The organism is Novosphingobium taihuense (assembly GCF_007830315.1).
In the GTDB taxonomy this organism is placed as follows: domain Bacteria; phylum Pseudomonadota; class Alphaproteobacteria; order Sphingomonadales; family Sphingomonadaceae; genus Novosphingobium; species Novosphingobium taihuense.
Genome location: NZ_VLKJ01000010.1, coordinates 38,372 through 65,252, shown reverse-complemented (window position 1 = coordinate 65,252; position 26,881 = coordinate 38,372). Strand labels below are relative to the sequence as shown.

Below are 26,881 nucleotides of genomic sequence, written 5' to 3'. Positions count from 1 at the left end.
CAGCACGGCATTTGAAGGCTCTCGATGAACCAGACAGTTCCTGTGATATTGTGCGGTGGCAGTGGAACCCGCCTATGGCCCCGCTCCCGCAAATCCAGACCCAAGCCCTTTCTGCCGCTGGTCGGCGAAGATACCCTGTTCCGGGCCACCGTGCTGCGCTGCCCACCTGCGGATGGCTTTGGCGATCCCGTGGTGGTCACCGGAGCTGCCCATCTCGGCCATGTCGAGGAGCAGCTCCCCGATGTTGCGCACAGCCGCATCATCGTCGAGCCAGAGGCCCGCAACACGGCTGCAGCAATTGCGCTTGCCGCGCTGACCCTGCCCGAAGACGCGGTGATGCTCGTCTGCCCAAGCGACCATCATATCGGCGATTGCGATGCCTTTCGCGCCGCCGCGCATGAAGCTGCAACTCTGGCGCGCGCCGGCTGGCTTGTTTCGTTCGGTATCGTCCCTACCGCGCCGGAGACCGGCTTCGGCTATCTCAAGCGGGGCCTTGTGATCGAAGGTTCTGGTGGCAGACAGGTCGAACGCTTTGTCGAGAAGCCCGATCTGGCGCGTGCGATGGAGTTTCTCACCAGCGGCGAATACGCCTGGAACGGCGGCATTTTCGCGTTCCAGGTCGGGACCTTCCTCGAAGAGCTTGGCCGTCATCGTCCGCAGATCCTCGCTGCCGTTCGCGAAGCCGTGGACAAGGGCACTGCCGACGGCATGCGCTTTCATCCCGATGGCGCCGCCTTCGCCAAGGTGCCGAGCGAATCTGTCGACTATGCCGTCATGGAAAACACCGACCGGGCCGCGATGGTCCCGGCGACCATGGCTTGGTCCGATATCGGCAACTGGCAGGCGCTCCACGAAGCGCAGGACCGTGACGAAGCGGGCAATGCCGTCCACGGAAGGGCGGAACTGAAGGATTGCAGCAACGTACTGGTCATGAGTGACGGCCCCCGCGTTTCGGTGGTGGGCGCGTCGAACCTCGTGATTGTCGTCGATGGCGATGAGGTCCTTGTCTGCACGCCGGAAGGTGCGCAGGCCGTGGGCAAACTTTCCGGAGCTGCCAACCAGTGAAATTGCTGCCGAGGCGGATGGTCGAGAAACCGTGGGGGAAGAACGATCTGCCCCCGCCTTTCCAATCCTTCTCGGGCAAGAGCATTGGCGAGATCTGGTTCGAACCGCCGCCGGAACTTCCTTCGATCCTGATCAAGTACATCTTCACGTCTGAGAAGCTTTCGGTTCAGGTCCATCCCAGCGACGAGCAGGCCAAGGAGCTTGGCGAGAATGATCGCGGCAAGGAGGAATGCTGGCTGATCCTCGACGCGGAGCCTAACGCCAAGCTGGGCATCGGTTTCGGCCGAGCGCTCGACGCAGAAACGATGCGCGCAGCAGCCCTCGACGGCAGCATCGAAGGCCTGATGGACTGGTATCCGGTCAAGCGCGGAGACTTCTTCTATATCCCGGCAGGCACCGTCCACGCGATCGGCGCGGGCGTCAGCCTGATCGAGATCCAGCAGAACAGCGACATTACCTACCGCCTTTACGACTATGGTCGCCCGCGCGAACTGCATCTCGACAAGAGCGTGGCAGTGGCCAAGGGAGAGCCGCATGACCCGTCGCTGCGCCGTCATGATGTGCTGGCAAAGCCCGGGATGCTCGCATCGGGCAAGTACTTCACCGCCGATTGCGTTGTTGGCCAGCCTGCGCCTGATGTGCGTGCTGCCTACGATGGTCCATGCTTCGTGATTCCGGTGGACGCTCCGATCACAGTTGCGAGCGAAAGTGTTGACGTAGGCCAGTGTGCGCTCGCCGCCGATGCTCAGTGCGTGGACTTCTCGTCCTCCGGCACCTGCCTGCTCGTCCGACCCGCCTGACTCCTGCCTCGCGATCCCGGCCACGTACCTGAAAAAGGGTGGCAGATTCATGTAATGTTATGTTGTAACATCCGAATGGCGGTTGTATGGAGCCGCGAGTGCCGCACGACCAACAAGGCCGGTGGCAGGTCGCAATCCAGCAAGGACTATCCATGCGTCTTACCGCTCTTCTCCTCGGCGCCGCATTCCTCTCTGCTCCCGCCCTGGCCCAGCAGGCCCCCGCGCCAGCAGCCGATGATCAAGGTGACACTCACGCGCAGACCCCGCCGCAGATCGTCGTGACCGCCGCGTTCAACCGCGACCGGGCGGACATCATCTCCGGCGTCTCGGTCCTCCAGGGGCAGGAACTCGCCCAGTCGATCCGCCCGACCATCGGCGAAACGCTCGATCGCACGCCCGGGGTCTCGGCCACCTCCTTCGGCCCCAACGCCTCGCGCCCGGTGCTGCGCGGCCTGCAGGGCGAGCGCGTGCGCATCCTGACCGACGGCATCGGCGCCTTCGACGTCTCGAACACCAGCGCCGACCATGCCGTGGTGATCGACCCGCTGCTGGCAGAGCGCATCGAAGTGCTGCGCGGCCCCGCCACGCTGCTGTTCGGCTCCTCGGCCATCGGCGGCGTCGTCAACGTGATCGACAAGCGCATTCCGCGCGTCGTGCCCGACGAGATCGCGCACGTCGATGCCATGGCGACCTATGGCTCGGCGGCGAACGAGCGTTCGATCGGCGCGGCGGTAGACGTGCCGGTGGGCAAGCAGTTCGTCGTCCATGCCGACGGCAGCTATCTCAAGACCGGAAACCTGCGCGTGGGCGACTATGTGCTGGCCCCCTCGGCCCGCGCGGTGGCGCTTGCCAATGCCGGGACGGAAACCGATGACCAGATCGACGAGGGCATCGACTTCGCCGCCAACGCCGCCCTAAAGGGCCGTCTGCCCAACTCCGCTGCCGAGACCTGGACCGCAGGCGTCGGCGCGGCGCTGATCACCGATACCGGCAACCTCGGCATTTCCTACAGCCACTACGACAGCCTCTATGGAGTCCCCACCCGCTATGCGATCCGCCCCGGCGAGGAGCAGGAGGCCCCCCGCCTCGACGTCTCGCAGGATCGCGTGGACCTGCGCGCCGAGGTCGAGACCGGCGGAGGCTTCCTCAAGTCGATCAAGGCCCGCGCCGGGTTTGCCTCCTATCGCCACTTCGAGCTTGAGCCCGATGGCGGCATCGGCACCGCCTTCTACAACAAGGGCCTCGAAGGCCGCGTCGAACTGGTGCAGGCTGATCGCGGCGCGTGGAAGGGCGCCAGCGGCGTCCAGTACTTCTCGCGCGATTTCAACGTGATCGGCGATGAAGCCTTCCTGCCCAAGAGCTCCACCCAGCAGCTCGGGCTGTTCACCCTGCAGCAGATCGACCTCGGCGCGCTGAAGCTGGAAGGCGGCGCGCGGTACGAACATACCGTGCTCGAAGCCAAGCCGCTGCCAGATCAGCCGCAGTTCTTCAACGGCAAGCGCACTTTCGATACCGTCTCCGGCTCGGCAGGCGCGTCCTATGGCTTTGCCGATGGCTGGCGCTTCGGCGTCAACCTCAGCCGCACCGTGCGCGCACCTTCGGCGGAGGAGCTTTTCGCCAATGGCCCGCATGCCGGCACGCAGGCCTTCGAAGTCGGCAACCCGGACTTCCGGACCGAGCGTGCCTGGGGCCTCGAAGGCGTGCTGCGCGGGTCCGGCCCCGGCTACACGCTCGAAGCCTCGGTCTATCACAACTGGTTCGACGACTTCATCTACGAGGGCCTGACAGGTGAGGTGGAAGACGGTTTGCCGGTGTTCCAGTTCAGCCAGGCCAAGGCGCGCTACTATGGCTTCGAACTGCAGGGCACAGTCAATCTCGCCAAGGTGGGAGACTTCGATCTCGTCGCCGATGGCGTGGCCGACTATGTCCATGCGCAGATCGAGGGCGTCGGCCCGGCACCGCGCATCCCCCCCTTGCGCCTCCTCGGCGGCCTCGGGCTGAAGGGCGAGAAGCTGGACCTGCGCGGCGAAGTGGAATGGAGCGACAGCCAGCCGCGCCTCGCCAATTTCGAAACGCCGACCGCCAGCTTCACCATGGTCAATGCCGAGGTGAACTTCCGCCCATGGGGCAACGCGCGCCCGCTCTCGTTCGCGCTTTCGGCCAACAACATCTTCGATGTCGACGCCCGCCGCCACGCCTCCGTCCTCAAGGACTTCGCCCCGCTGGCTGGCCGCGACATACGTATCAGCGCGAGGGTGAGCTTCTAATCCCAACGGTTCATCGCAGATAAAGCCGTGGCCCATCAGTTTTCCCGCTCAGGGAAACGGTGAGGTCACGGCATGAAGCGGATAGGACTCGCAGGCGCGGCGGCGCTGGTCATTCTCGGAGCAGGACTGGCGGAAGCCCGCCCCGGCGAGCGTTTGCGCGAACGCATTGCCAAGCGCATGGAACAGCGCGCCGAAGGATCGGCCAAGCGCGACCGAGCCCCCGGCGCACAGACGTTCTCCTACGGCACCGATCCCCTGCAGGTCATGGACTTCTGGGCGCCTGTCACCATCGACATCGCCCCCAAGCCCAAGGTTCCGCTTGTCCTCTATGTCCACGGTGGCGGATGGAAGCGCGGGAGCAAGGACACCGCGATGGGCAATGCCCTGCCCGGCCACTTGCGCGACCAGGGCTATGCCTTCGCCTCGATCAACTACCGCCTCGTGCCCAATGCGACGGTCGAACAGCAGGCGAGCGACGTGGCGCAGGCGCTGGCCTACCTGCTGGCGCGGGCGGACAAGCTGAACATCGACCGCAGCAAGGTCGTCATCACCGGCCACAGCGCGGGCGCACACCTCGTCGCGCTGGTCGGCACTGACGAGCAATACCTGCGCAAGGCGGGGCTTTCGTTCGCCGACATCGACGGCGTGATGCCCAACGACGGCGCGGCCTATGACGTGCCCCAGCAGATGGAGCAGGCCGGCCGCATGATGGCCGATACCTACAAACAGGCCTTCGGCACCGACCCCGCGCGGCAGAAGGCGCTATCCCCCACCTACCACGCCGCCGCGCCCAACGCCCCGCGCTTCCTCCTCCTCCACGTCCAGCGCAAGGACGGCGTGGCACAGGCGCAGGAACTCGGCGCAGCGCTGACGAAGGCAGGCGTGAACGTCGAATACGGCAGCTTCCCCGGCACCGGCCTGCAAGGCCACGCCGAAATCAACCGCAAGCTGGGCGAACCAGATTATCCCGCAACACCGGTGATGGACGCCTGGTTGAAGGGGGTGTTTGGGGGGTAGTCGAAATCCTCCCCGTTTTTGCGAAGCACAAATGGGGAGGGGGACCGCCCGAAGGGTGGTGGAGGGGAAAAGAAGCCCCTCCGTCATTCGCTGCCGCGAATGCCACCTCCCCGTTTGTCCTTCGCAAAAACAGGGAGGATTGGGTCGTCGCTCCGTGCTCGACACGGGGCTTGGCTTCCCCTCGCAGCCGAGCGCTGAAGAAGAAAAGCCAAGTCCCGGATCAAGTCTGGGAAGACAGGTTTTTGGGTTTGCGACGTCCCTGCTTTGAACGAAGAAATTGGGTGGTCAGCTGCTGCTCAAAGTCCTCGCCAGTGTCGGCGGAGAGCAAAGAACATCCCAGGAAGGCATGCGGCAAATGCGATACATACCGCCAGATCGATAATCCAGCTTGGCGCTTCTGCGCGAAGTAGCCCGATGCCTGCCAAGCTTGAGAGGATCACGAGAGCCCAGAGGGCAAATTCCCAGCGATGCTGTATCATCTGATGATATTTGCAGGTTCAGAAAGCTTCCGCAACGGCAGCGTATCCGGACCAGTAGCTTCAGTGTAAATGAAGCAAAAGCTGCCGTTCGTCTTTTTTCAAACCTTCTCCGGCCCACCCTTCCCCAACACATGCGTGCAGCCCAACCCCTGCGCACTGTCCGCATCGCTGAGCGCCGCAACCGTGCGCCAGCCGATCGAGCGCAGCCGCGCCGCTTCGTCCCGATTGTGCCCAAGCGGCAGGAACACGCGGTCCTCCGGCGTTTCGCTGGCCGAGAGCAGGTCGATCAGCGCGTCGGGGTAGAGCGAGAAGCCGGTGGCGGCCTCGTCCTTGCCGTTGCCCGCGATGCGATAGGTGCCGCCGCGGCCCACTGGCCCACGCGCGCCTTCGGCGTAGAGGGTGAAGCCGAACCAGGTCTGGTATTCGAAGCCGTGGCGCTCGCTCGGGTCCAGCGTCAGCCGCGCCGCGCCGTTGAGGCTGGCGGCGATCTGCCTGAGCGACGCGATGCGTGAGGCGAGCGCGCCGCCAGCATCGATCTCGCAAAGCTTCTCGATGGCGCTGTCGAACTCGCCAGTGGCGTAGAGCAGCGGCACATAGGCCTCGCCGCCCACATCGCGCAGGCCGCCCGCATCTTTGGTGTCGAGTTCGCGCCGCACCGCCTCGATCTGCCCCGCTTCCAGCGGAAAGGCCTTGGCGGCGAGCGTATCGACCAGATCAGGCAGGGTGAAATCGACGCTGACTCCGCGCGCGCCTGCCGCCTGCAGGGCCTCGACCGCGATGGAGACGATCTCGGTCGCCGCCGCCAGATTGTCCGCGCCAACGAGTTCGGCACCGCACTGCAGCTTCTCGCGCGCCGGGTTCAGCCCGTCGCTCTTGATGGTCAGCACTTGCCCTGCATACATCAGCCGAAGGGGGCGCGCCGCTTCGGCCAGCCGCGTCTGCGCGATGCGGCCGATCTGCGGGGTGTGGTCGGAACGCAGGCCCATCATCCGCAGGCTCGACGGATCGGTGAAGCGGAACATGCGCCGCGACTGGATACCCGCCATGCGCGCGGCGAGGCTCTTTTCGAACTCGATCATCGGCGGCAGCACGCGGTCATAGCCGTGGCCGTGCATCACGTCCTGAATGCTGCGCATCACGCGCGTGGTGGTCGCCGCCTCTGCAGGCAGGCGGTCCTCAAGCCCCTCGGGCAGCAAGCTGGAATCGACGTCGGTCATGGTTGCGGCGCTTAGCGGCTAGGCAGGGAAATGTCGAACCCCTGTGGCGCCTCGCTGGTTGTCGCCTTCCTCCCCACTTTGGAACCGGCCCTCGTCATTGCGAGGAGGCGAAGCCGACGAAGCAATCCAGAGCGTCACAGCAAACCGTTCTGGATTGCTTCGCTTCGCTCGCAATGACGAAGAGTGGGAAAACCAAAAAGGCGGGCGCATCGCTGCACCCGCCCTTTGATTTCACACGAACGTCGGATCAGACGAAGTTCAGCGCCTTGACCACGCGGACGCCCTGGATGTCGCAGGCCTGCTTGAGCACGTCCTGCGGCACCGGGTTGTCGAGCGAGAGCAGCAGCACGGCCTCGCCACCGGCTTCGCGACGGCCGAGGTGGAAGGTGCCGATGTTGATGTCCGACTGGCCGAGCAGCGTGCCGATGCGGCCGATGAAGCCCGGCGCGTCGGAGTTGACGATGTAGAGCATGTCGCCGTCGAGGTCGGCTTCGATGCCGATGCCGAAGATCTCGACAAGGCGCGGCTGGCCGTTGCCGAACAGCGTGCCTGCAACCGAGCGTTCGCCTTGGCTGGTGCTGACGGTGACGCGCACCAGCGTGCGATATTCACCTTCGCGATCATGGCGCACTTCGCGCACGTCAAGCCCGCGCTCCTTGGCCAGGAACGGCGCGTTGACCATGTTCACGCTCTGCGAATACTGGCTCATCAGGCCTGCGAGCACGGCAGCGGTGATCGGCTTCTGGTTGAGCTGCGCGGCGGCACCTTCAACCTCGATGGCGATCTTGGTCAGGTTGTCGTGCGCCAGCTGGCCCACCAGCTTGCCGAGCTTTTCGGCCAGCGCCATGTAGGGCTTGAGCTTCGGTGCTTCTTCGGCCGAAAGTGAAGGCATGTTGAGCGCGTTGGTGACGCCACCCGTCACGAGGAAGTCGGCCATCTGCTCTGCCACCTGAAGGGCGACGTTGACCTGCGCTTCGGTCGTGCTCGCGCCGAGGTGCGGGGTGCAGATGAAGTTCGGCGTGCCGAACAGCGGCGATTCCTTGGCAGGCTCGGTCTCGAACACGTCGAGCGCGGCGCCGGCCACCTGGCCCGAATCCAGCGCAGCCTTGAGCGCTGCTTCATCGATCAGGCCGCCACGCGCGCAGTTTACGATGCGCACGCCCTTCTTGCACTTGGCGATGTTCTCGGCCGAGAGGATGTTGCGGGTCTGGTCGGTCAGCGGCGTGTGCAGCGTGATGAAGTCCGCCTTGGCCAGCAGCGTGTCGAGATCGGCCTTTTCCACGCCCATTTCCACGGCGCGCTCGGGCGTCAGGAACGGGTCGAAGGCGACGACCTTCATCTTGAGGCCAAGCGCACGGCTGGCAACGATCGAGCCGATGTTGCCCGCGCCGATCAGGCCGAGCGTCTTGCCGGTGACTTCAACGCCCATGAAGCCATTCTTCGGCCACAGGCCCGCCTGGGTCTGTGCGTTGGCTTCGGGGATCTGGCGAGCGAGCGCGAAGATCATCGCGATGGCGTGTTCGGCGGTGGTGATCGAGTTGCCGAACGGGGTGTTCATCACCACCACGCCCTTCGAGGAGGCGTAAGGGATGTCGACGTTGTCGACGCCGATGCCGGCGCGGCCGATGACCTTGAGGTTGGTGGCGGCATCGAGAATCGCCTTGGTCACCTTGGTCGAGGAACGGATGGCAAGGCCATCGTATTCGCCGATGCGCGCGATCAGCTGTTCCGGCGTCTCGCCGGTGATCACGTCGACGTCGCAGCCCATCTCGGTGAAGATGCGGGCGGCGTTGGGGTCCATCTTGTCGGAAATGAGAACCTTGGGCTTGGTCATGTTTCGATCCAATCCGTGCGTCCCCGCGAAGGCGGGGACCTTGATGTTGTTACGCGGGGGTAATTGCGTGCCGAGGGAGGCCCCCGCCTTCGCGGGGGCGCAACTCCCGGAAAATCAGGCCGCGGCGAGTTCCGCCTTGGTCGTCTCGTAGGCCCAGTCGAGCCACGGGCCGAGGTCGGCGATGTCCTCGGCGTTGACGGTCGCTCCGCACCAGATGCGCAGACCAGCCGGAGCATCGCGGTAACCGGCGATGTCGTAGGCCGCGCCCTGCTTTTCGAGGAGGGCTGCGAACTTCTTGATGAAGTCCGCGTCCGCGCCTTCGACCGAGAGGCATACCGAGGTCTTCGACCGGGTCGCTTCGTCAGCGGCGAGGTGCGAGAGCCACGAACGCTCTTCAACGATCTTGTTCAGCGCTGCCGCATTGGCATCGCTGCGCGCCTGCAGGCCCTTCAGCCCACCCAGATCCTTCGCCCATTCGAGCGCGAAGATCGCGTCTTCGACCGCGAGCATCGAGGGGGTGTTGATCGTCTCGCCCTTGAACACGCCTTCGGCAAGCTTGCCCTTGGAAACAAGGCGGAACACCTTGGGCAGCGGCCATGCAGGCGTGTAGGTTTCAAGCCGTTCGACCGCGCGGGGGCCGAGGATCAGCACGCCGTGGCCGCCTTCGCCGCCAAGGACCTTCTGCCAGGAGAAGGTGGCAACGTCGATCTTCGACCAGTCGATGTCGTAGGCGAAGACCGCCGAAGTGGCGTCAGCAAAGCTGAGGCCTTCGCGATCCGCAGGGATGAAATCGGCGTTCGGAACGCGGACGCCCGAAGTGGTGCCGTTCCAGGTGAACAGCACGTCATTCGACCAGTCGATCGCGTTCAGATCGGGGATCTGGCCATAATCGGCGCGCAGGATCGTGGGGTCGAGCTTGAGCTGCTTGGCGGCATCGGTGACCCAACCTTCACCGAACGATTCCCAGGCCAGCGTGGTGACCGGGCGGGCGCCCAGCATCGTCCACATCGCCATTTCGAAGGCACCGGTATCAGACCCCGGAACGATGCCGATACGGTGCGTATCGGGCAGCTGCAGCACTTCGCGCATCAGGTCGATGCAATACTGCAGGCGCGTCTTGCCGATCTTGGCGCGGTGCGAGCGGCCGAGCGATTCGGTGGCGAGCTTTTCGGGGGAGTATCCGGGCGGCTTTGCGCAGGGACCGGACGAGAAGTAGGGGCGCGCAGGCTTGCGAGCCGGAATCGTAGCAGACATGTAGTCTCTCCTTGCAGAGAGCACGCGCGGCGTTGGGACCGCGTGGCCCGCCGGCCGCTCTAGTGAGGCGCGGGCGAATGTCAAATCTTTCCGTTTCCAACTCTCCTGAACTCTAGGGCAACTCTCCCCTAACTCTTCAGGGCAAAGGGCCAACTCGCCTGAACAAACGCCCTACTTCTCGAGGGTCTCGGCGAGCATCGCAGCGGTGCGTGGTCCGGACCAGTCGTGCGCCCCGATCATCCGCCAGACTTCCTTGCCTTGTGCGTCGTAAAGCACCGTCGTCGGCAGCATTCCCGTCTCGTAGAAGAAGCCGAGGTTGTTTTCGGTGTCGAGCCAGGGTTCCAGCTTGGCGAATTTCTTCTCGGCATAGAACGGCGCTACCTTCGCCCCGCCTTCGATGTCCTGCGAGACTGTCAGTACCCGCAGCTTACCGGCGTTGTCCGCTGCCAGCTTGTCGAGCATCGGCATCTCGAGGACGCAGGGTCCGCACCAGGTGGCCCAGAGGTTGACGAGGACCGGCGTGCCCTTCAGGTCGTGCAGCTTGAGCGACTTGCCCGACGGGTCGGTCACGGTGAAGTCGGGCATGTCCTTGCCGCGGTTGGCGATGTCGAGCGTACCGTTGAATTCGCCCTTTGCGGCAGATTCCGTAGGTGCCGCGCTGCTCTGCGGTTGCGAGTCGCTCGGCGCTTGCCTATCGCACCCCGCGACGGCAAGGGCCGGGACCAGCATCAGCACTTTAAGTGAACGGACGGACATGGGCGACAATTCGGGCTCCAACCAGATGTGGGGCGGGCGCTTCGCAGGCGGTCCCTCGGCGATCATGCGCGAGATCAATGCCTCGATTCCCTTCGACAAGGCCTTGTGGCGGCAGGACATCGCCGCGTCAAAGGCCCATGTGGACATGCTCGGTGCACAAGGCATCGTGTCGCCCGACGATGCGGCGCTGATTGCCGGTGGCCTCGATCAGGTTGCTGCCGAATACGAAGCCAGCGGGGTGCCTGAGAACTGGGACCTCGAAGACATCCACATGACCACCGAAAGCCGCCTTGCCGAACTGATCGGCCCAGCGGCGGGGCGCCTCCACACCGCACGCAGCCGCAATGATCAGGTGGCAACCGACTTCCGCCTGTGGGTGCGCGATGCGATGGATCAGGCCGAGCTTGGCCTCAAGCAGCTGCAGGTCGCGCTGGTTTCCCGCGCGGGCGAGCATTCCGGCAGCATCATGCCCGGCTTCACCCACCTGCAGACCGCGCAGCCGGTGACGCTGGGCCATCACCTGATGGCCTATTACGAGATGATCGGGCGCGACCGTTCGCGCTTTGCCGATGCCCGCGTGCGCATGAACCGCAGCCCGCTGGGTGCCGCGGCGCTGGCCGGCACGGGCTTCCCAATCGACCGCTTCCGCACGGCGGAGGCGCTGGGCTTCGACGGGCCGACCGACAACAGCCTCGATTCGGTCTCGGACCGCGATTTCGCGCTCGATTACCTGATGGCCGCCGCGCAGTGTTCGCTGCACCTTTCGCGGCTGGCCGAGGAGTTCATCATCTGGGCGAGCCAGCCGTTCGGCTTCGTGACGCTGCCCGACAGCTTGTCGACCGGCAGCAGCATCATGCCGCAGAAGAAGAACCCCGATGCCGCCGAACTGGTGCGCGGCCATTCGGGCCGGATCGTCGGGTGCCTGACGGCGCTGATGATCACGATGAAGGGCCTGCCGCTGGCCTATTCGAAGGACATGCAGGACGACAAGCCGCCGGTGTTTGAAGCAGCATCGCTGCTCGCCCTGTCCATCGCCGCGATGACCGGGATGGTGGCCGAGGCCAAGTTCCGCACCGAGCGGATGCGCGCCGCCGCCGAACTCGGCTATGCCACGGCGACCGACCTTGCCGACTGGCTTGTGCGGCAGGCTAATATCCCGTTCCGCGAAGCACATCACATCACCGGCAGTGCGGTGAAGCTTGCCGAATCGCGCGGCATCGCGCTCGACCAGCTTTCGATCGAAGACCTCAAGGCCATCGACGAGCGCATCGACGACCGCGTCTATGCGGCGCTTTCGGTCGAAGCGAGCGTGGCGGCGCGTTGCAGCCATGGCGGAACCGCGCCGGACGAGGTAAGGAAGCGCGTGGCCCAGGCGCGCGTGGCGCTGGGGCTGGAGGAATCGGCTTGAAGCTCTCGCGCACTTTTCTGATCGGCACATTTGGCGCACTCGCTCTGGCGGGGTGTGGCAATCGGGCCGAGCTGAAGCTGGCGCCGGATCAGACGCCGCCGCCGATCCCCTATGGCCGCGAGGTCCAGCCGGGCGCGGACGACCTGCTCAAACCCCCCGCGCAGGCAGCCCCTGCGCGCAACGTCGAGCCGCGTCGCCGCTCGCAGGATCGCGAAGACGATCCTTTCGACCTGCCACCCGAAGACTGAGTTTACTCCGATGGACCATTTCGAATTGAACAACGGCGTGCTTTGCGCCGAGAACGTGCCCCTGCCGGTGATTGCGGCGGAAGTCGGCACGCCTGTCTATGTCTATTCGCGCGCCACGCTGACCCGCCACGCTCGCGTGTTCCGCGATGCGCTGGGCATCCTGCGAGACGTGAAGATCGCCTTTGCGGTGAAGTCCAACCCCAACCTTGCCGTGCTCAAGGTGCTGGCCGCCGAAGGCTATGGCGCCGATGTTGTCTCGGGCGGCGAGATGGAGCGCGCGCTGGCCGCGGGCATGTTGCCCGATGGCATCGTGTTTTCGGGCGTTGGCAAGACTGCTGCTGAAATGCGCCGGGGCATCGAAGCCGGGATCGGCCAGTTCAACCTCGAGAGCGAGGAAGAAGGCATCGAGCTTGCCGAGATCGCAGCGTCGATGGGCAAGGTCGCTTCCGCCGCGTTGCGCGTGAACCCCGACGTTGACGCAGGCACGCACGGCAAGATCTCCACCGGCAAGGCCGAGAACAAGTTCGGCGTTCCGTTCGACCGTGCAGCCGCGATCTATGGCCGTCTGGCCAACACGCCCGGCCTCAACATGCGGGGCCTCACGCTGCACATCGGCAGCCAGCTTTCCAAGCTCGAGCCGCTGGAAGCCGCCTTCAACAAGGTTGGCGGGTTGATGGAAGAGATCCGCGCGGCGGGCCATTCGGTCACGCACATGGACTTGGGCGGCGGCGTGGGCGTGCCCTACAAGGCGGGCGAAGTCTTCCCGCAGCCTGCCGAATATGCCGCAATGGTCGCGCGCGTGACAGGCAACTGGGGCGTGACGCTGATGTTCGAACCGGGCCGCGTGATTACCGGCAACACCGGCGTGCTTGTGACCGAGGTCATCCGCGTGAAGGAAGGGGCGAGCAACCCCTGGGTCGTCGTCGATGCCGCGATGAACGATCTGGCGCGGCCTGCGCTCTACGATGCCTGGCACGATTTCGCCGCTGTTGAGCCGAAGGGCGAGACCTTCACTGCCAATATCGTCGGCCCGATCTGCGAAAGCTCGGACACCTTTGCCATGGCCCGCACCATCGACAAGGTCGGGCGCGGCGATCTCGCCGTGTTCCGCACGGCGGGGGCCTATGGCGCGACGATGGCCAACACCTACAACTCGCGGCCCCTGGTGCCCGAGGTGATGGTGGATGGCGACAAGTGGGCCATTGTGGCTGACCGCATCGATCCCGCCACGATCCTCGCGGCAGAGCGCGTGCCGGACTTCCTCAAGTAAGATGCAGTCCCTGCCCCTCTTCCACCGCATCGCGGGCCAGCCTGTGATCCTGCTGGGCGAGGGGGAGGCCGCTGCAGCCAAGCAGCGCCTGATCGAGCGCGCGGGCGGTGTGATCTACCGCGATATCAACGCCGGGATCGACGACGGCGCGCGCCTCGCCTTCATCGCGCACGACAATCCCGACATGGCGCAGGGCGATGCGATCCGGCTGCGCTGTGCCGGCCTGCTGGTCAACGTGGTCGACCGGCCCGAACTGTGCGACTTCACCACGCCCTCGATCCTAGATCGCGACCCGGTGCTGATCGCGGTGGGCACCGGCGGGGCCTCGGCGGGCCTGGCCAAGATCCTGCGCCTGCGGCTGGAACGGCTACTGCCGCAAGGCCTCGGTGCGCTGGCCCGTGCGCTGGAAGAAGCGCGCGAGGGGATGCGCAAGCGCTGGTCTTCGGTAGCCGACCGCCGCCGCGCACTGGACGCGGCACTGGACGAAGGCGGAGCGCTCGACCTGTTCCGCGTGGGGAGCGAGGCGAAGGTTGGGGCGTGGTTGGCGTCTGGGGCCGAAGGACAGTCAGGGCGGTTCGAGATCGTGCTGACGTCGAACGATCCTGAAGACCTTACGCTACGCGCCGCGCGGCTGCTCGGGCAGGCGGATGTGGTGGTGCATGATGCTGGCGTGGCACCGGAAGTGCTGTCGCGTGCGAGGGCGGATGCCGTGCGGGTTCTGGCGGGCGGAGAGGTGCCTGAGGGTGGGATCGTGGTGGATTTGCGGTCAGATGCCTGAAGCGGTTCGCCCCAATGCGACAAAGACTTCTAGGCGCTGAACCGATATGTTGCTGATCATGTCTTCAAATGGCCAGTTCCAACTCAGTTCAGAATTGCAGATCGCGCTAGAGAATGTCGGAAAGGATCTGGCTGCTAGACGTGACGCCAGCCGAGCGTTCTTTGCAGTCCCGACAATGTTGGATGCTATCGAGCCTTCTGCTTTGTCGATTGCAGAGAGCCGCATCATCGAAGCTGCTCAACTTTACCGATTTGAAAGGCCGGTCCCATTGTGGCGTGCTCTGATTCTGCGTGAGATTAATGCGTCGTATCAACTCAAGAAGATCTCTCAAATTGAAAATCTATTTATATTTCATCGCAATGGCCATCTGAGGCAGGCTGCGCTTGACAAGTTTCTGGGCCCAATATCGAGCCCATTTGTCATGGTGGCGGTTGCGTGGCGTCTCAACGATTGGGTACCCGAAGTACGGCACGCTGCTGCGGAGTGTATTGGTCGCTGTTTCCCCATCACTGATCCTGAGATCATTGCGCAGGCGGCTCTCGTCCTGCTGCTTCGGCGAGGGGAGTGGGGACGGTGGACGCGGACGGAACAGGCGTTGCTTGATAGCGCGCTGGGACGCCACGATGCCTTGTCGTCATTAGCTGCGCTACTGGTTAAATTGCCGACAGGTTCAAACGCTAAGATACTTCGAGAAAGCCTTCGATATAGTGGTTTGGATATCCATCTCCTCAAGATTGCGAGAGAAGCGGTGCAACCTGCAACTCGAGCAGTGGCATATCAGACTGTGATTGGACGTGAGGCAAGGTGGCCTGACGGTCGCAAATGGAGGTGGGTCGACAAGTCTATGGGTATCGGACGGTTTGACCCGACTTTCTCGACACGGCCACTGGTTGCCGATGAGAATGGCGGGCCCCTTAAGATGATTCTTGAAGCTCTGACGGATCGTTCGGGGTTGGTACGATCAGTGGCGATGTCGGGTTTGATCAAGCATCGCGACGAATTCACTGACGCAAAGTTGATCGCCCAGGCATTTCTCGGTGATCCCGCTCGCAGCGTGAGAGCGCGCGCTGAGTTCCTGATGAAGAGCTGAAGGTCATTCGGTCAGAGAGTATCTGATCTCCTCACCCCTTCATCGCCGCCTGCAGTTGCCCGATGATCACCTGCGCCTGTTCGGGCCCGGAACGCGGCACGAAGTCGTCCGTGCGGTCGCTGATCTTGTCCCAGTTTGCGGCGAAGCCTTCGACGGTCTGGCCGGCGGGGGGCAGGAGCACGCCCTTGTTCATGGTGACCCACGACGAGTGGTAGCCGCCGGCGCCTGCGCCGACGATGGCGTTGGTGGGGGAGTCCTCGGAGACGAGGAACAGCGCGGCGGGGACGACGCTTTCGGGGTTGAACAGCTTGAAGGCCTCTTCGGGGAAGATGTCCTCGGTCATGCGCGTGGCGGCGACGGGGGCCAGCGTGTTGACCTTGATGTTGTTCTTCGCGCCTTCGAGGTAGAGCGTCTTGGTCAGGCCTGCGACGCCGAGCTTGGCTGCGCCATAGTTGGCCTGGCCGAAGTTGCCGAACAGTCCGGTGGACGAGGCGGTCATCAGGATGCGGCCGTAGTTCTGTTCGCGCATCGTGTCCCAGCAGGCCTTGGTGGCGAAGGCCGAGCCGATCAGGTGGACTTTCACGACCATCTCGAAATCGGCCGGGTCCATCTTGGTGAAGCTCTTGTCGCGCAGGATGCCGGCGTTGTTGATCAGCACGTGGACGCCGCCCCAGCGTTCCTTGGCGCGTGCGACCATCTCGACCATCTGCTCGTATTCGGTGACCGAGCCGCCGTTGGACATCGCCTCGCCACCCATGGCCTCGATTTCCTCGACCACCTTGAGCGCGGCGTCCGAGTGGCCGGTGCCATCACGCGAACCGCCGAGATCGTTGACCACGACCTTCGCGCCGCGGCGGGCGAGTTCGAGCGCATAGGCGCGGCCGAGGCCACCGCCCGCACCGGTGACGATCGCGACGCGGCCTTCGAACGAAATGGTCATGTGAACAGTCTCCATCAGCCGCCTAACCAGGCGGTTAACTCGTGCCAGAAGCGATGCCATGGCGGCGGCGGGAAGGCAACCTCGAGGGGATTCACGCGGGTTTGCGACAAATTGGCAAGATCACCGTCAACAAAATGTAACACAACAGACATATTTGGCCGCAAACCGATGGATCAAGGATTCGCCATGAAGTTCGTAACCCGTGTCTCGATCACTGCCCTCGCCTGCGCCGCTGGCTGGGCTGTTCCGGCCGAGGCCGCGACCTCGAATGCAGACCTTGCCGCGATGCAGGCACAGCTCCAGCAGATGCAGGCGCAGATGCAGAGCCAGATGGAAGCGATGAACGCCATGCAGGCGCAGATCGCGACTTTGCAGGGCCAGCTTGCAGAGGCGAAGGCCAAGACCGACGCGACGGCCACTGCTGTCGCCGCGATCCCTGCGCCGACCGTCAGCGGCAAGCCGCCAGTCGCGATCAGCTGGGATGGCGGGCCGAAGATCGAATCGCCGGCGGACCCGAAGAATCCCAAGGCCGGCAAGTGGAGCTTCAAGCCGCGCGGCCGCCTGCAGATCGACACTGCCTCGGTTTCCGCGCCGTCAGCGATTGGCAGCAAGAGCCTTGGCCTCGCCACCGAGTTCCGCCGCGCCTACTTCGGCTTTGACGGGACGATCCCCGGCAACTTCGGCTATCGCATCGAGGCAGACATTGCCAACAGCAGCATCGATCCGACCGACGTTTATCTCAACTACACCGGCATCAAGAACCTGACGCTGACGATCGGCCAGCACAAGCCGTTCGAATCGATGGAGGACACAGAGTCCGACCTGTTCACCAGCTTCATGGAGCGCGCATCGTTCAATACCGCATTCGGTTTCGAGCGCCGTCTCGGCCTCTCGGCGCAGTACCAGAAGGGTATGGTGCTGGCGCAGGTGGGCGTGTTCACCGACAACGTGACCGATCTCAATGCCGATACCGACAACAGCTATTCGATCGACAGCCGCTTTGCGTTGCAGCCCAAGCTGTTTGGTGGACAGGCGCACATCGGCGGGTCGGCGCACTACCATGACCTCAACGACAGCAGCGCCACGGTGCGTTACCGCGCGCGGCCGTTCACACACACTACCGACATCCGCTTCGTCGATACCAAGGCGATCAGCGCGCTGTCCGAAACGAACTATGGCGTGGAACTGGGCTGGACCGGCGGTCCGGTGCACTTCACCGCCGAATCGCAGTGGATGAAGGTCAATCGGCCAGCGGGCATCGCCGATCCCACCTTCAATGGCGGCTATGTCGAAGCAGGTGTGTTCCTGACCAAGGGCGATACGCTGCCCTACAAGGCGAGCGAGGGCACCTGGACCCGCATCAAGCCCAGGAACGGCGTGGACAAGGGCGGCATCGGCGCGGTGCAGGTCAATGCGCGATACGACTGGCTCGACCTCAACGACAATGGCGTCCTCGGTGGCCGCCAGCAGCTTGTCGGTGCCTCGCTGTTGTGGGTGCCGACCGACTATGTCCGCTTCATCGTCGACTACGGCCATCTCTGGCTGAAGGATGCCGCTGTCGCTGCCGGCGCGGATCGCAACTACAACGCCGACGTCATCGGCATGCGGGCGCAGTTCGACTTCTGATTCCGATGCAAGAAGGCCCGACGTTCCCCAGGAGCGGCGGGCCTTTGCTTGTCCGGATGGGACGCGATCAGGCGATCCGCGTCACCCAACCGTGCGTGTCGGCGATTTCGCCGCGCTGGATACCGACGAGCTTGGCGCGCAGCTTCTGGGTCAGCTGGCCGGGGCCGCCCGACCCGATCAGGAATTCGCCTTCGTGGTTGGCAACCTTGCCGACCGGTGTGACGACCGCAGCCGTACCGCAGGCGAACGTCTCGACCAGCTTGCCGGAAGCAGCGTCAGCCTTCCACTGGTCGAGGCTGTAGCGGCCTTCGCGAACGGTCAGGCCTTCTTCGGCGGCCAGCGTCAGGAGGCTCGAGCGGGTGATCCCGGGCAGGATCGTGCCGGTCAGCTCCGGGGTGAGGATAGAACCGTCGTCGAACACGAAGAACAGGTTCATGCCGCCCAGTTCTTCCACCCACTTGCGCTCGGCCGCGTCGAGGAACAGCACCTGGTCATGCCCTCGCGAGAAGGCCTCGGCGGTGGGGACGAGGCTGGCAGCATAGTTGCCGCCGCACTTGGCAGCGCCGGTGCCGCCCGGAGCGGCGCGGGTGTAGTCCGAAACCCAGATCGAAACCGCCGGTGCGCCAGACTTGAAGTAGTTGCCGGCCGGGCTGGCGATGACCATGAACTTGTACTGCTTGGCCGGGCGCACGCCGAGGAAGGCCTCGCTGGCGAACATGAACGGGCGCAGATACATCGATCCGCCCTCGACCGTGGGGAACCAGTCCTTGTCGGCGAGGACCTGCTGGCGCACGGCTTCGACGAAGACGTCTTCGGGCAGTTCAGGCATGGCAAGGCGGCAGGCCGAGGCGTTGAAGCGCTGGGCGTTGGCCTCGGGCCGGAACAGGGCGATGCCGCCGTCTGCCAGACGGTAGGCCTTCAGCCCTTCGAAGATCTCCTGCGCATAATGCAGAACCGCAGCGGCGGGATCGAGCGCGATCGGGCCATAAGGAATGACGCGGGCATCGTGCCAGCCCTTCCCTTCGGCAAAGTCGATCTCGACCATGTGATCGGTGAAGGCGGTGCCGAAGCCGGGGTTGGCCAGCACCTGCGCCCGCACGTCCGCAGCAACCGGGGAAGGGTGCGGGTGCTTGGTGAAGGTGGTGTCGGCGGTAGTCGCCATCTCGGCAGTCCTTGCGCTAGAATCGAAGATGCAGCGCCGTGAACTATTGTTGCGCGAAAGGCAAGCGGAATGTAATAAATGTGAAGGGCCGCGTCGGTCAATCCGAAGCGGCCCTTCGCATGGTCAGCGGCCGGAAGTGCCGCCCACGAAGCCTTTATCGCTTAATCGAAACTCAGCGATAATGCCTCGCGCGGGACTGTACCGACCTCTCTGCTGAACCATGAGACATCGGATCACCTCCTTTCGCGCTGTTGAGCCAAAGTCACAGGCTTTTGGGCCTGCTCGGCCGGGAGTGCGTTGGCTCGCCGTCCTTGATTCGAATGTGATTCATTCGGGGCCAAACAACAAGTCTTGCGTGAAAAAAATTTGCCGTCAGTATATCCGCTTCGCGTTTGCAGCATGGTGTCTCCCGAAACCGGTTGCGCGCTACCTCCGGCAATCCTCGATCACGCGACCGACCTCGGCCCAGGCGGGCAGGTAAAGCGTCGGCAAGCCGTTGACCTCGATCGAGAAACGTCCCCTGCTGAAGGCCATGGCGTCGAGCAGCGGATCACGTGCCGCCAACGTGGTGATCAGTTGCGGCTGGCCTTGCGGCGCGGGTTCAGCAGAGAGCGGACGGGTTTCTGTGGTGGTGGCGATGGTCATCGGCAGGCCGACAGGTGAAGTTCCGGTGCGGATCAGGCTGATCGTTCCCGACGTGCGGTTGCAGGTCATGGCGAACAAGGTGGCATCGCCAGGGCCGAATCTTGCAACGCCAGGCTCGTAGCGCCAGTTGCCCTGAGTCTGTGGCGCGTCGCGCCAGTCCTTCACGCTCGGTGCTGGCGCAGGCGGCGGTGGAGGCGGCGGCGCGGGGCGCGGCGGGGGAGCAGTCGGAGCCTTGGGCACGACCGTTGGTTCGGCGCAAGCCGAGGCCAGCAGCGCAAGCGTACAGGAAAAAGCGGGGCCGAACAGCTTGGCGCGGTTGATCTTCATGGGACAGTTATGGAAGGAACGCGCCGTGACCTCAACCCGCTCCCCGAAACAGCCCAGCGCATCCAAACTGCGCGTCGACCAGATGCTGGTGGAGCGAGGCCTTGTCGAAAGCCGGGCGCGGGCACAGGCGCTTATCCTTGCGGGGCTGGTTTTCTCAGGGGAAACGAAGATCGCCAAGGCGGGACAAGCGCTGGCCGCAGATGCCGCGCTTGAGGTTCGCGGACGCGACCACCCGTGGGTTTCGCGCGGCGGGATCAAGCTTGCCCACGCGATCGAGCATTTCGGGCTCGATCCAGCGGGCGTGACCGCGATGGACATCGGCAGTTCGACCGGCGGCTTTACCGACGTTCTGCTGCAGGGTGGGGCTGAACATGTCTTCGCGGTGGATTCCGGTACCAACCAGCTCGCCTGGAAGCTGCGACAGGACCCGCGCGTGACAGTGCTCGAGCAGACCAGCGCGAGGATCCTGACGCCGGGGCACATCGACCGGCCTGCGACATGGGTGGTCTGCGACGCCAGCTTCATCAGCTTGCGCAAAGTTCTGGAAGTGCCGCTCGGACTGGCGGCGCGACCGACGCGGCTGGTTGCGCTGATCAAGCCGCAGTTCGAGGTGGGCAAGGCCGAGGTCGGCAAGGGCGGCGTGGTGCGTGACCCTGCGCTGCACGAGCGCGTCTGCGTGGAAGTTCGCGACTGGCTGGAAGGCGAGGGCTGGGAGGTGCAGGGGGTCGAGCGCAGCCCGATCACCGGGCCTGAGGGCAACGTCGAATTCCTTGTTTCTGCACTGCGAACCTGAGTTTTCCTCCGCAATTGTCTCCAGTCGGGATTGCAAAGGGATGGAGTTCCGATTGCGCAGCGGGCGTCGCCTCGCCAATATCCCGCACGAATCGCGCGTTTCGCGCATTGCTAGCGGGTGACATGAACTATCTTGCCTCTTCCGGTCAGCTTCGCGCCAGCCTCCTGCGCTGGTCGCTGTTCACAGTGCCCCTGATCGTTGCGCTGGGTTTCCTCTCCGGTCAGGCAGCGGGCAGCGGTCCGGGCAATCCGTGGTTTGACGCGCTGGTCAAACCTTCGATCTATCCGCCGCCCGCAGCCTTCGGAATCGTCTGGTCGGTACTTTACGTGCTGATGGGAATATCGCTGGCGATGATCCTGTCCGCGCGCGGCGCGAGGGGGCGAGGGCTGGCAACGGCCATGTTCGTGGTCCAGTTGCTGATCAATCTGGCGTGGTCGCCCACGTTCTTCGCTTTGCACCAGATCACCATCGCCTTCTGGATCACGGTCGCCATGGCCGTGGCGATCATGCTGACGGTGGTGCTGTTCTGGCGAATCCGCCCTGTGGCCGGGGCCTTGCTGCTGCCCTACCTTGCCTGGGTCTGCTTCGCCTCGGTGCTCACGTTCGAATTCGGTCGGCTCAACCCCGATGCCGATGGCGCCTTCGGTACGGCCAAGACGGTGCGCGTCGCGATCTGACCTTGCACCGATTGGCACTTGCGGGCAGCGCCGTTGCTGCCCACATAGCGCCTGAGCAAAGCCAGTCAGGACCAGCCCGATGCAGAGTGAAAATCCGATGATCGCCGATTTCGTCAAGCTGCTCAACAGCGCGGCGGGGACGATTGCCGGCATGGGCCGCGAAGCGAGCGAGAACGCACGCGAAAAGGCCAAGGAAGTGTTTGGTGGGCTCGATTTCGTCAGCCGCGAAGAGTTTGATGCGGTGAAGGAACTGGCCGCTTCCGCGCGTGAGGAAGTCGAAGCGCTCAAGGCGCGGATTGCTGCGCTCGAGGCTGCTGCCAAGGCGGAGTGATCCCTTGGCCCGGTAACCTCGGGCGGGGCTGACGGATTGATCCCGCATAAGTGCTGCGCCCTCTGGCGCCCGCAGGAAGCGATCCGTGTTTACGCAACTCAATCCGACGATTCCCTTGCACCTGCTCGGCAAGAACTGGCCGATGGGGCGGGCCGAAAACCGGCTGATCACCAAGGACAAGCAGGACGCGGCGCAGGGTGCGCAGGATGCGCAGGACACTACGACGGCATCTTGTGCTGAACGGCGCGCACTGGCGTGACGCTCAGCTTTCGAGCGCCTGCGCGGTTGCTGTGGAGCAAGCGAGGCGCCAACGCAGGCCGGTCGGTGCGTAGTCCAGCGTGACGTCGGCATTGAGACTGCGGGCGGGAATGTGTCGCATCAGCGTGGTCCCGAAACCATGATGTGTAGGCTGAGCAACGGTCGGCCCTGCGGATTCGCGCCATTCGAGCATGAAGTTGCCGTCCCGCTCCTCCCATGACACGTCCACGCGCCCGGTGGGCAGGCTCAGCGCTCCGTACTTGAGAGCATTCGTTGCCAGTTCGTGCAATGCCATGCCGAGGATTTCCGCAGTGCGCGGACTTAGCGGCACCGGACTTCCCTGCTCCGTGACCTGGATCCGCGCTTCGCGGCCGAGTATCGCGAGTTGCGCTTCGGCGAGTTCGTCCATCATGATCGTTGACCAGCCTCGGCGGACCAGCAGATCCTGGTTGGCAGCGAGGCTGGAGAGGCGGCTTTCGAAGCGGCGCAGGAATTCGCCATCGGTGCATCCAGAGCGTCGGGCTAGAGCCTGAACGACCGAGAGCAGGTTCTTGGAGCGGTGGTTCACCTCCATCAGCAGGACGCGGATCTGCTCCTCCTTGGCGAGCATTTCGGTCACGTCGGTATTGGTGCCGAACCAGTAGAGGATGTGACCAAGATCGTCGCGGATCGGCTTGGCGCGCGAGAGGAACCAGCGATAGGTGCCGTCCTTACCGAGCAAGGGGAAGGTGTCTTCCCACTCGTTGCCTGCCGCGATGCTGGCGCGGAAATGTTCGGTGACGCGCCCAAGGTGATCGGGATGGTGGACGCGGTTCCAGCCCCAGCCGTCGGTCTCGCCTTCGGATACCCCGGTGTAATCGTACCAGCGCTTGTTGTACCAGCCGATAGCTCCGCTCTCGTCGGCGACCCAGGCCAGTTGGGAGATGTTGTCGGCGAGCATGCGAAAGCGCGCTTCGCTGTCGCGCAGGGCTTGCTGGCCATTTTCGCGTGCGGTGATGTCGCGGGCGATCTTGCTGGCGCCGACGATCCGGCCGGTCTTGTCATAGATCGGCGAGACGGTCAGCGAGACGGCGATCTCGGTGCCGTCCTTGCGCTGCCGGATCGTGTCGAAGCTCTTGACCCGCTCGCCGCGCGCGATGCGGGCGAGGATCTCATCCTCCTCTGCCTGCCGCCCGGGCGGGATCAGGCGGCGGATCGACTGGCCGACCATTTCGGCCTCGGTGAAGCCGAAGATCTGCGTGGCGGCCGGATTCCAGCTCAGGACCGTGCCTTGCAGGTCCTTGCTGATGATCGCGTCATCGGACGATTGGATGATGGCAGAAAGATGCGCCTCGGCCAGCAATTTGCCTGCTCCGTTGCGACCCCACCCGCCTGCCTTCTTACGGAAAGGCGGACAGGATGCAACCGGATTGGTGCTTTATCAGGCAGTTGGCATCAGAGACCGGCGGCGCGCAGGGCCTGGTCGAGGTCCTCGATCAGGTCGTCCGGGTCCTCGAGACCGACATTGAGGCGCAGCATGCCCTCGCCAACGCCCATGTCGGCGCGCGTTTCGGGTCCGACGCCGTAGTGCGTGGTCGAAGCCGGGTGGCACATCAGCGAGCGCGAATCGCCGATGTTGTTTGAGATGTCGATCAGTTGCAGCGCATCGAGCAGGGCGTGGGCCTGCTTCAATCCACCGTCGAGATGGAACGAGAAGATCGTGCCGCCGGCCTTCATCTGCTTTTTCGCCAACTCGTACTGCGGGTGGCTGGGCAGATAGGGATAGAGCAGGCGCGGCACGCGGCGCTCGACGAAGCTTGCGACCTTGAGCGCGTTCTCGCTCTGGCGGTGGATGCGCAGGTCGAGCGTCTCGAGGCCCTTGAGCACGACCCAGGCGTTGAACGCGGCGATGTTGGGGCCGGTGTTGCGCTGGAACGGGAGTAGGACGTTGTTGATCCAGTCCGCCGAACCGCACACGGCGCCCGCCATCACGCGGCCCTGTCCATCCATCATCTTGGTGGCGGAATAGGCGACGACATCCGCGCCGAAGTCCATCGGGCGCTGGAGCGCGGCGGTGGCGAATGCATTATCGACGACCGTGGTAATGCCGTGGCGCTTGGCAAGACCGCAGACGAACTCAAGATCGACCACGTCCATCGTCGGGTTGGCGGGGCTTTCGAAGAAGAACACCTTGGTGTTCGGCTTGATCGCGGCTTCCCATGCTGCGTTGTCGGACGCGTCGATCGTGGTGCCGGTGATGCCGAAGCGCGGCAGGAGGTTGTCGACCAGCCAGCGGCATGATCCGAACGCGGCCTTGGCGGCGACGATATGGTCTCCGGCCGAAAGCTGGCAGAGCAGGGCGGTGGTCATCGCGGCCATGCCGGTGGCCTGCGTGCGGCAGGCCTCGGCCCCTTCCATCAGGGCGATGCGCTCTTCCAGCATCTGCACCGTAGGGTTCTGCAGGCGCGAGTAGGTCATGCCTTCGGCCTCGCCGGCAAAGCGCGCGGCGACGGTGGCGGCATCGTCGTAAGTGAAGCCGGAGGTGAGGAACAGCGCCTCGGACGTCTCGCCCATTTCGGAACGCCAAGTGCCGCCGCGCACAGCTTGCGTTGCGGGGCGCCACTTTTGCGTGATCGAACGGTCCTGGCCAGTCGTGCGTTTCATGGGGCTGCCTTAGTTTTCAAGGCGCGTGCGCGCAAGCGGCGGGATTGCGAAGCGGGCGCGAGCGCCCTATCGGTCAGGAGGCATGACGCCCACGTTCCAGACAGTTCCGCATCCTGCCGCTGCGCGAGACAAAGATCCGGCCATGTGGTGCGCGGTCATTGCCGCGGCGTTCTTCTTCGTTGTGCTCCACCGGCTGGGCATTCCGTCCAAGCCGATGTTCGACGAGATCCACTACCTGCCCGCAGCACGGCGGCTGATCGACCTTACGGCGCGATTGAATCCGGAGCACCCACTCGTCGCCAAGCAGCTGATTGCGTGGTCGATGGAGCTGATCGGCGATACCCCGTTCGGCTGGCGCTTCCCCTCGGCGGTGCTGGGCGGGATCGGGCTCTGGGCAATGATGCGCAGCCTGTGGTGGGCGAGCCTTTCGCGCACGGCAACGATCCTGTTCGGGCTATTGCTGGCCACCGATTTCGTCTGGTTCATGATGTCGCGCATCGCGATTCTCGACATGGCGATGGGCGGGTTCATGGCGCTGGCCGTGTGGCAATGGGCGCTGGCGTGGCGCAACCCTTCGGGCAAGGTCGGGAGGGCGCGGTGGCATCTCTTCTTGACCGGCCTATTCATGGGGCTGTCGCTCGGGGCGAAGTGGAACGGCGTGCTGCTGCTGCCTCTGCCGGGGCTGCTGTTTGTGTGGAACCGTTGGCAGGCGCTGCAAGGTCGGCGCGCAGGGCTGCTGTGGGCATCGAAGGACGCCGGGCCGGTGCCAGGCGTGTCGGTGATCGAGGCGGCCATTTGGCTGGGCGTGCTGCCGCTGCTGGTCTATTTCGCCACGTTCCTGCCTGCATTCTACTACGAGAAGGACCCGCTTTCGGTGGGTAAGCTGTGGCACTGGCAGCAATACATGCTGCAGTTGCAGGACAGCGTGAAAAAGCCGCACACCTACATGAGCCGCTGGTGGCAGTGGATGGCCAACATCCGCCCGATCTGGTTCCTCTACGAGAACGTCGACGGCGCGCAGCGCGGCGTGCTGATGCTGGGCAATCCGTTCACGATGCTGGCAGGCCTGCCAGCGCTGCTGTTCTGCGCGTGGGACGGGTTCAGGGGCAAGAGGCTGCACCTGCTGGTCTTCGCAGCCTATGTCCTGCTGGTCGGCTTCTGGGCGATCAACGGCAAGCCGGTGCAGTTCTACTACCACTACATGCTGGCAAGCTGCTTCCTGCTCGCCGCTCTGGCGCTGGTGCTGGGTGAGTGGTGGGACCTTGGTTTGCGCTGGCCTGCCAAGGTGACGATGGTGCTGGCCTTCGGGCTGTTCATAGGATTTTACCCGATCCTCTCGGCGGCAGAGCTTCCAGCCAAGGATTCCTATAGGGACTACACCTGGCTCGACAGCTGGAAGTAACACCGCAGCCGTAGCCAGAGTGCGGCTGCAACCGCGCCAAGTCCTGCAAGTGCCATGTCCTTCTGCGGGTCCCAGATATCGCCCTGCTGGCCGTTGTAAGCTTCGGCATCGGGCCCGGCCATGACGACCGTCAGTTGCCATTCGAAGATCTCGTATATGGCGCTGCCGGCAAGGACGAACTCGACCGCGATGTAGGTCGCAAGGCCCAGCGACACGCCGCGATGGCGCGAAAGCCAGCAGGCGATGGGCCAAGCCCAGAGCGCGCCGAAGCTGAAATGGACAAGCCGGTCCCACGAATTGCGCGGCAGGCCAAAGGCGTGATCGACCGAGGGCAGACCGAGCGCGGCGAGCCAGCGCTCGTAAGGAACATAGGAGTAGATATAGCGCCCGCCGATTGTGTGCAGCGCCATGAACAGGGCGATGCAAAGGACCGCGCTGTTGGGCAACGGCCAGCGGCGCAGCGCGAGCCACAGCGCGGCGACAATCACCAGCGTCGGCAGGTTCTGCAGCGGCGCGAGTGCGGGATAGGGCGTATCGATCAGGCTGAGCAGCGCGCCCGCTGCGGTCAGTCCAAGCAAGAGTGCTTGCGGTCCC

At 64.3% G+C, this 26,881-nt stretch carries 25 protein-coding genes; 15 read left to right on the top strand and 10 right to left on the bottom strand.

What is annotated here, in order from left to right; all coding sequences use genetic code 11:
- Positions 1-24 precede the first annotated feature (24 nt).
- From IQ25_RS16925 to IQ25_RS16910, 4 genes are all read left to right on the top strand, one after another.
- On the top strand, positions 25-1,065 hold the full coding sequence (locus tag IQ25_RS16925) for a mannose-1-phosphate guanylyltransferase (protein WP_144907451.1): 1,041 nt from the start codon (positions 25-27) through the stop codon (positions 1,063-1,065).
- Positions 1,062-1,865, top strand: coding sequence for a class I mannose-6-phosphate isomerase (locus tag IQ25_RS16920; RefSeq protein ID WP_258537059.1), 804 nt, complete (start codon positions 1,062-1,064; stop codon positions 1,863-1,865). The genes IQ25_RS16925 and IQ25_RS16920 overlap by 4 nt, the downstream gene beginning before the upstream one ends.
- Before the next feature lie 152 nt (positions 1,866-2,017).
- Positions 2,018-4,132, top strand: a complete 2,115-nt coding sequence (locus IQ25_RS16915) for a TonB-dependent receptor domain-containing protein (protein WP_144907450.1) — start codon at positions 2,018-2,020, stop codon at positions 4,130-4,132.
- A gap of 72 nt (positions 4,133-4,204) precedes the next feature.
- A complete protein-coding gene (locus IQ25_RS16910; RefSeq protein WP_144907449.1) occupies positions 4,205-5,149 on the top strand; it encodes an alpha/beta hydrolase in 945 nt (314 codons plus the stop codon).
- A 577-nt stretch (positions 5,150-5,726) separates the two neighbouring features.
- Here IQ25_RS16910 and IQ25_RS16905 read toward each other — a convergent pair.
- The 4 genes from IQ25_RS16905 to IQ25_RS16890 form a co-directional block, all read right to left on the bottom strand.
- Entirely contained in the window at positions 5,727-6,845 is a 1,119-nt protein-coding gene (locus tag IQ25_RS16905; protein WP_144907448.1) for an ATP phosphoribosyltransferase regulatory subunit, read from the bottom strand.
- 247 nt (positions 6,846-7,092) lie between these two features.
- Positions 7,093-8,679: a phosphoglycerate dehydrogenase gene (gene serA, locus IQ25_RS16900; RefSeq protein ID WP_144907447.1), complete on the bottom strand. Its 1,587-nt coding sequence runs from the start codon at positions 8,677-8,679 to the stop codon at positions 7,093-7,095.
- A 114-nt stretch (positions 8,680-8,793) separates the two neighbouring features.
- Complete coding sequence (locus tag IQ25_RS16895; RefSeq protein WP_144907446.1) at positions 8,794-9,933, bottom strand: phosphoserine transaminase; 1,140 nt, start codon at positions 9,931-9,933, stop codon at positions 8,794-8,796.
- 171 nt (positions 9,934-10,104) lie between these two features.
- Positions 10,105-10,689, bottom strand: a complete 585-nt coding sequence (locus IQ25_RS16890) for a TlpA family protein disulfide reductase (RefSeq protein ID WP_246415466.1) — start codon at positions 10,687-10,689, stop codon at positions 10,105-10,107.
- A gap of 25 nt (positions 10,690-10,714) precedes the next feature.
- Here IQ25_RS16890 and argH point away from each other — a divergent pair, with 25 nt between their 5' ends.
- Genes argH through IQ25_RS16865 form a run of 5 tightly spaced genes read left to right on the top strand, consistent with a single transcriptional unit; the run spans position 10,715 to position 15,483 of the window.
- A complete protein-coding gene (gene argH / locus IQ25_RS16885) occupies positions 10,715-12,097 on the top strand; it encodes an argininosuccinate lyase (RefSeq protein ID WP_144907521.1) in 1,383 nt (460 codons plus the stop codon).
- Positions 12,094-12,345: a hypothetical protein gene (locus tag IQ25_RS16880; protein ID WP_144907445.1), complete on the top strand. Its 252-nt coding sequence runs from the start codon at positions 12,094-12,096 to the stop codon at positions 12,343-12,345. The genes argH and IQ25_RS16880 overlap by 4 nt, the downstream gene beginning before the upstream one ends.
- Positions 12,346-12,355: 10 nt before the next feature.
- A complete protein-coding gene (gene lysA, locus IQ25_RS16875) occupies positions 12,356-13,615 on the top strand; it encodes a diaminopimelate decarboxylase (RefSeq protein WP_144907444.1) in 1,260 nt (419 codons plus the stop codon).
- 1 nt (position 13,616) lies between these two features.
- Positions 13,617-14,393, top strand: a complete 777-nt coding sequence (locus tag IQ25_RS16870) for a precorrin-2 dehydrogenase/sirohydrochlorin ferrochelatase family protein (protein WP_144907443.1) — start codon at positions 13,617-13,619, stop codon at positions 14,391-14,393.
- A gap of 46 nt (positions 14,394-14,439) precedes the next feature.
- Positions 14,440-15,483 carry a hypothetical protein gene (locus IQ25_RS16865; protein ID WP_144907442.1) on the top strand — a complete coding sequence of 348 codons (1,044 nt, stop codon included), beginning with the start codon at positions 14,440-14,442 and terminating at the stop codon, positions 15,481-15,483.
- 31 nt (positions 15,484-15,514) lie between these two features.
- Here IQ25_RS16865 and IQ25_RS16860 read toward each other — a convergent pair whose 3' ends face one another.
- Positions 15,515-16,423 (bottom strand): SDR family NAD(P)-dependent oxidoreductase, encoded by a 909-nt coding sequence (locus IQ25_RS16860; RefSeq protein WP_144907441.1) that lies wholly within the window; start codon positions 16,421-16,423, stop codon positions 15,515-15,517.
- 186 nt (positions 16,424-16,609) lie between these two features.
- On the opposite strand from IQ25_RS16860, the gene IQ25_RS16855 reads away from it, so the two are divergent.
- On the top strand, positions 16,610-18,049 hold the full coding sequence (locus IQ25_RS16855; protein ID WP_144907440.1) for an OprO/OprP family phosphate-selective porin: 1,440 nt from the start codon (positions 16,610-16,612) through the stop codon (positions 18,047-18,049).
- Between the two features lie 67 nt (positions 18,050-18,116).
- Here IQ25_RS16855 and IQ25_RS16850 read toward each other — a convergent pair whose 3' ends face one another.
- Both IQ25_RS16850 and IQ25_RS16845 read right to left on the bottom strand, forming a co-directional pair.
- On the bottom strand, positions 18,117-19,211 hold the full coding sequence (locus IQ25_RS16850; RefSeq protein ID WP_144907439.1) for a branched-chain amino acid aminotransferase: 1,095 nt from the start codon (positions 19,209-19,211) through the stop codon (positions 18,117-18,119).
- Between the two features lie 426 nt (positions 19,212-19,637).
- Complete coding sequence (locus IQ25_RS16845) at positions 19,638-20,183, bottom strand: hypothetical protein (protein WP_221236611.1); 546 nt, start codon at positions 20,181-20,183, stop codon at positions 19,638-19,640.
- Positions 20,184-20,265: 82 nt separating this feature from the next.
- Here IQ25_RS16845 and IQ25_RS16840 point away from each other — a divergent pair, with 82 nt between their 5' ends.
- The 4 genes from IQ25_RS16840 (at position 20,266) to IQ25_RS21075 (ending at position 22,243) form a co-directional block, all read left to right on the top strand.
- Positions 20,266-20,976, top strand: coding sequence for a TlyA family RNA methyltransferase (locus IQ25_RS16840; protein WP_144907518.1), 711 nt, complete (start codon positions 20,266-20,268; stop codon positions 20,974-20,976).
- Between the two features lie 122 nt (positions 20,977-21,098).
- Positions 21,099-21,653, top strand: a complete 555-nt coding sequence (locus IQ25_RS16835) for a TspO/MBR family protein (RefSeq protein ID WP_144907438.1) — start codon at positions 21,099-21,101, stop codon at positions 21,651-21,653.
- A 79-nt stretch (positions 21,654-21,732) separates the two neighbouring features.
- On the top strand, positions 21,733-21,984 hold the full coding sequence (locus IQ25_RS16830) for an accessory factor UbiK family protein (RefSeq protein WP_144907437.1): 252 nt from the start codon (positions 21,733-21,735) through the stop codon (positions 21,982-21,984).
- A gap of 85 nt (positions 21,985-22,069) precedes the next feature.
- Entirely contained in the window at positions 22,070-22,243 is a 174-nt protein-coding gene (locus tag IQ25_RS21075) for a hypothetical protein (RefSeq protein WP_158637782.1), read from the top strand.
- Between the two features lie 3 nt (positions 22,244-22,246).
- On the opposite strand, the gene IQ25_RS16825 is transcribed toward IQ25_RS21075, so the two are convergent.
- Complete coding sequence (locus IQ25_RS16825) at positions 22,247-23,584, bottom strand: PAS domain S-box protein (RefSeq protein ID WP_144907436.1); 1,338 nt, start codon at positions 23,582-23,584, stop codon at positions 22,247-22,249.
- 92 nt (positions 23,585-23,676) lie between these two features.
- Positions 23,677-24,885: a trans-sulfuration enzyme family protein gene (locus IQ25_RS16820; RefSeq protein WP_144907435.1), complete on the bottom strand. Its 1,209-nt coding sequence runs from the start codon at positions 24,883-24,885 to the stop codon at positions 23,677-23,679.
- Between the two features lie 82 nt (positions 24,886-24,967).
- Between IQ25_RS16820 and IQ25_RS16815 the strand changes: the two genes are divergently transcribed.
- Entirely contained in the window at positions 24,968-26,287 is a 1,320-nt protein-coding gene (locus IQ25_RS16815) for a phospholipid carrier-dependent glycosyltransferase (RefSeq protein WP_144907434.1), read from the top strand.
- On the opposite strand, the gene IQ25_RS16810 is transcribed toward IQ25_RS16815, so the two are convergent.
- Positions 26,260-26,865 carry a DUF2238 domain-containing protein gene (locus tag IQ25_RS16810; RefSeq protein WP_246415468.1) on the bottom strand — a complete coding sequence of 202 codons (606 nt, stop codon included), beginning with the start codon at positions 26,863-26,865 and terminating at the stop codon, positions 26,260-26,262. The two genes, IQ25_RS16815 and IQ25_RS16810, sit on opposite strands and share 28 nt — an antisense overlap.
- Positions 26,866-26,881 lie beyond the last annotated feature (16 nt).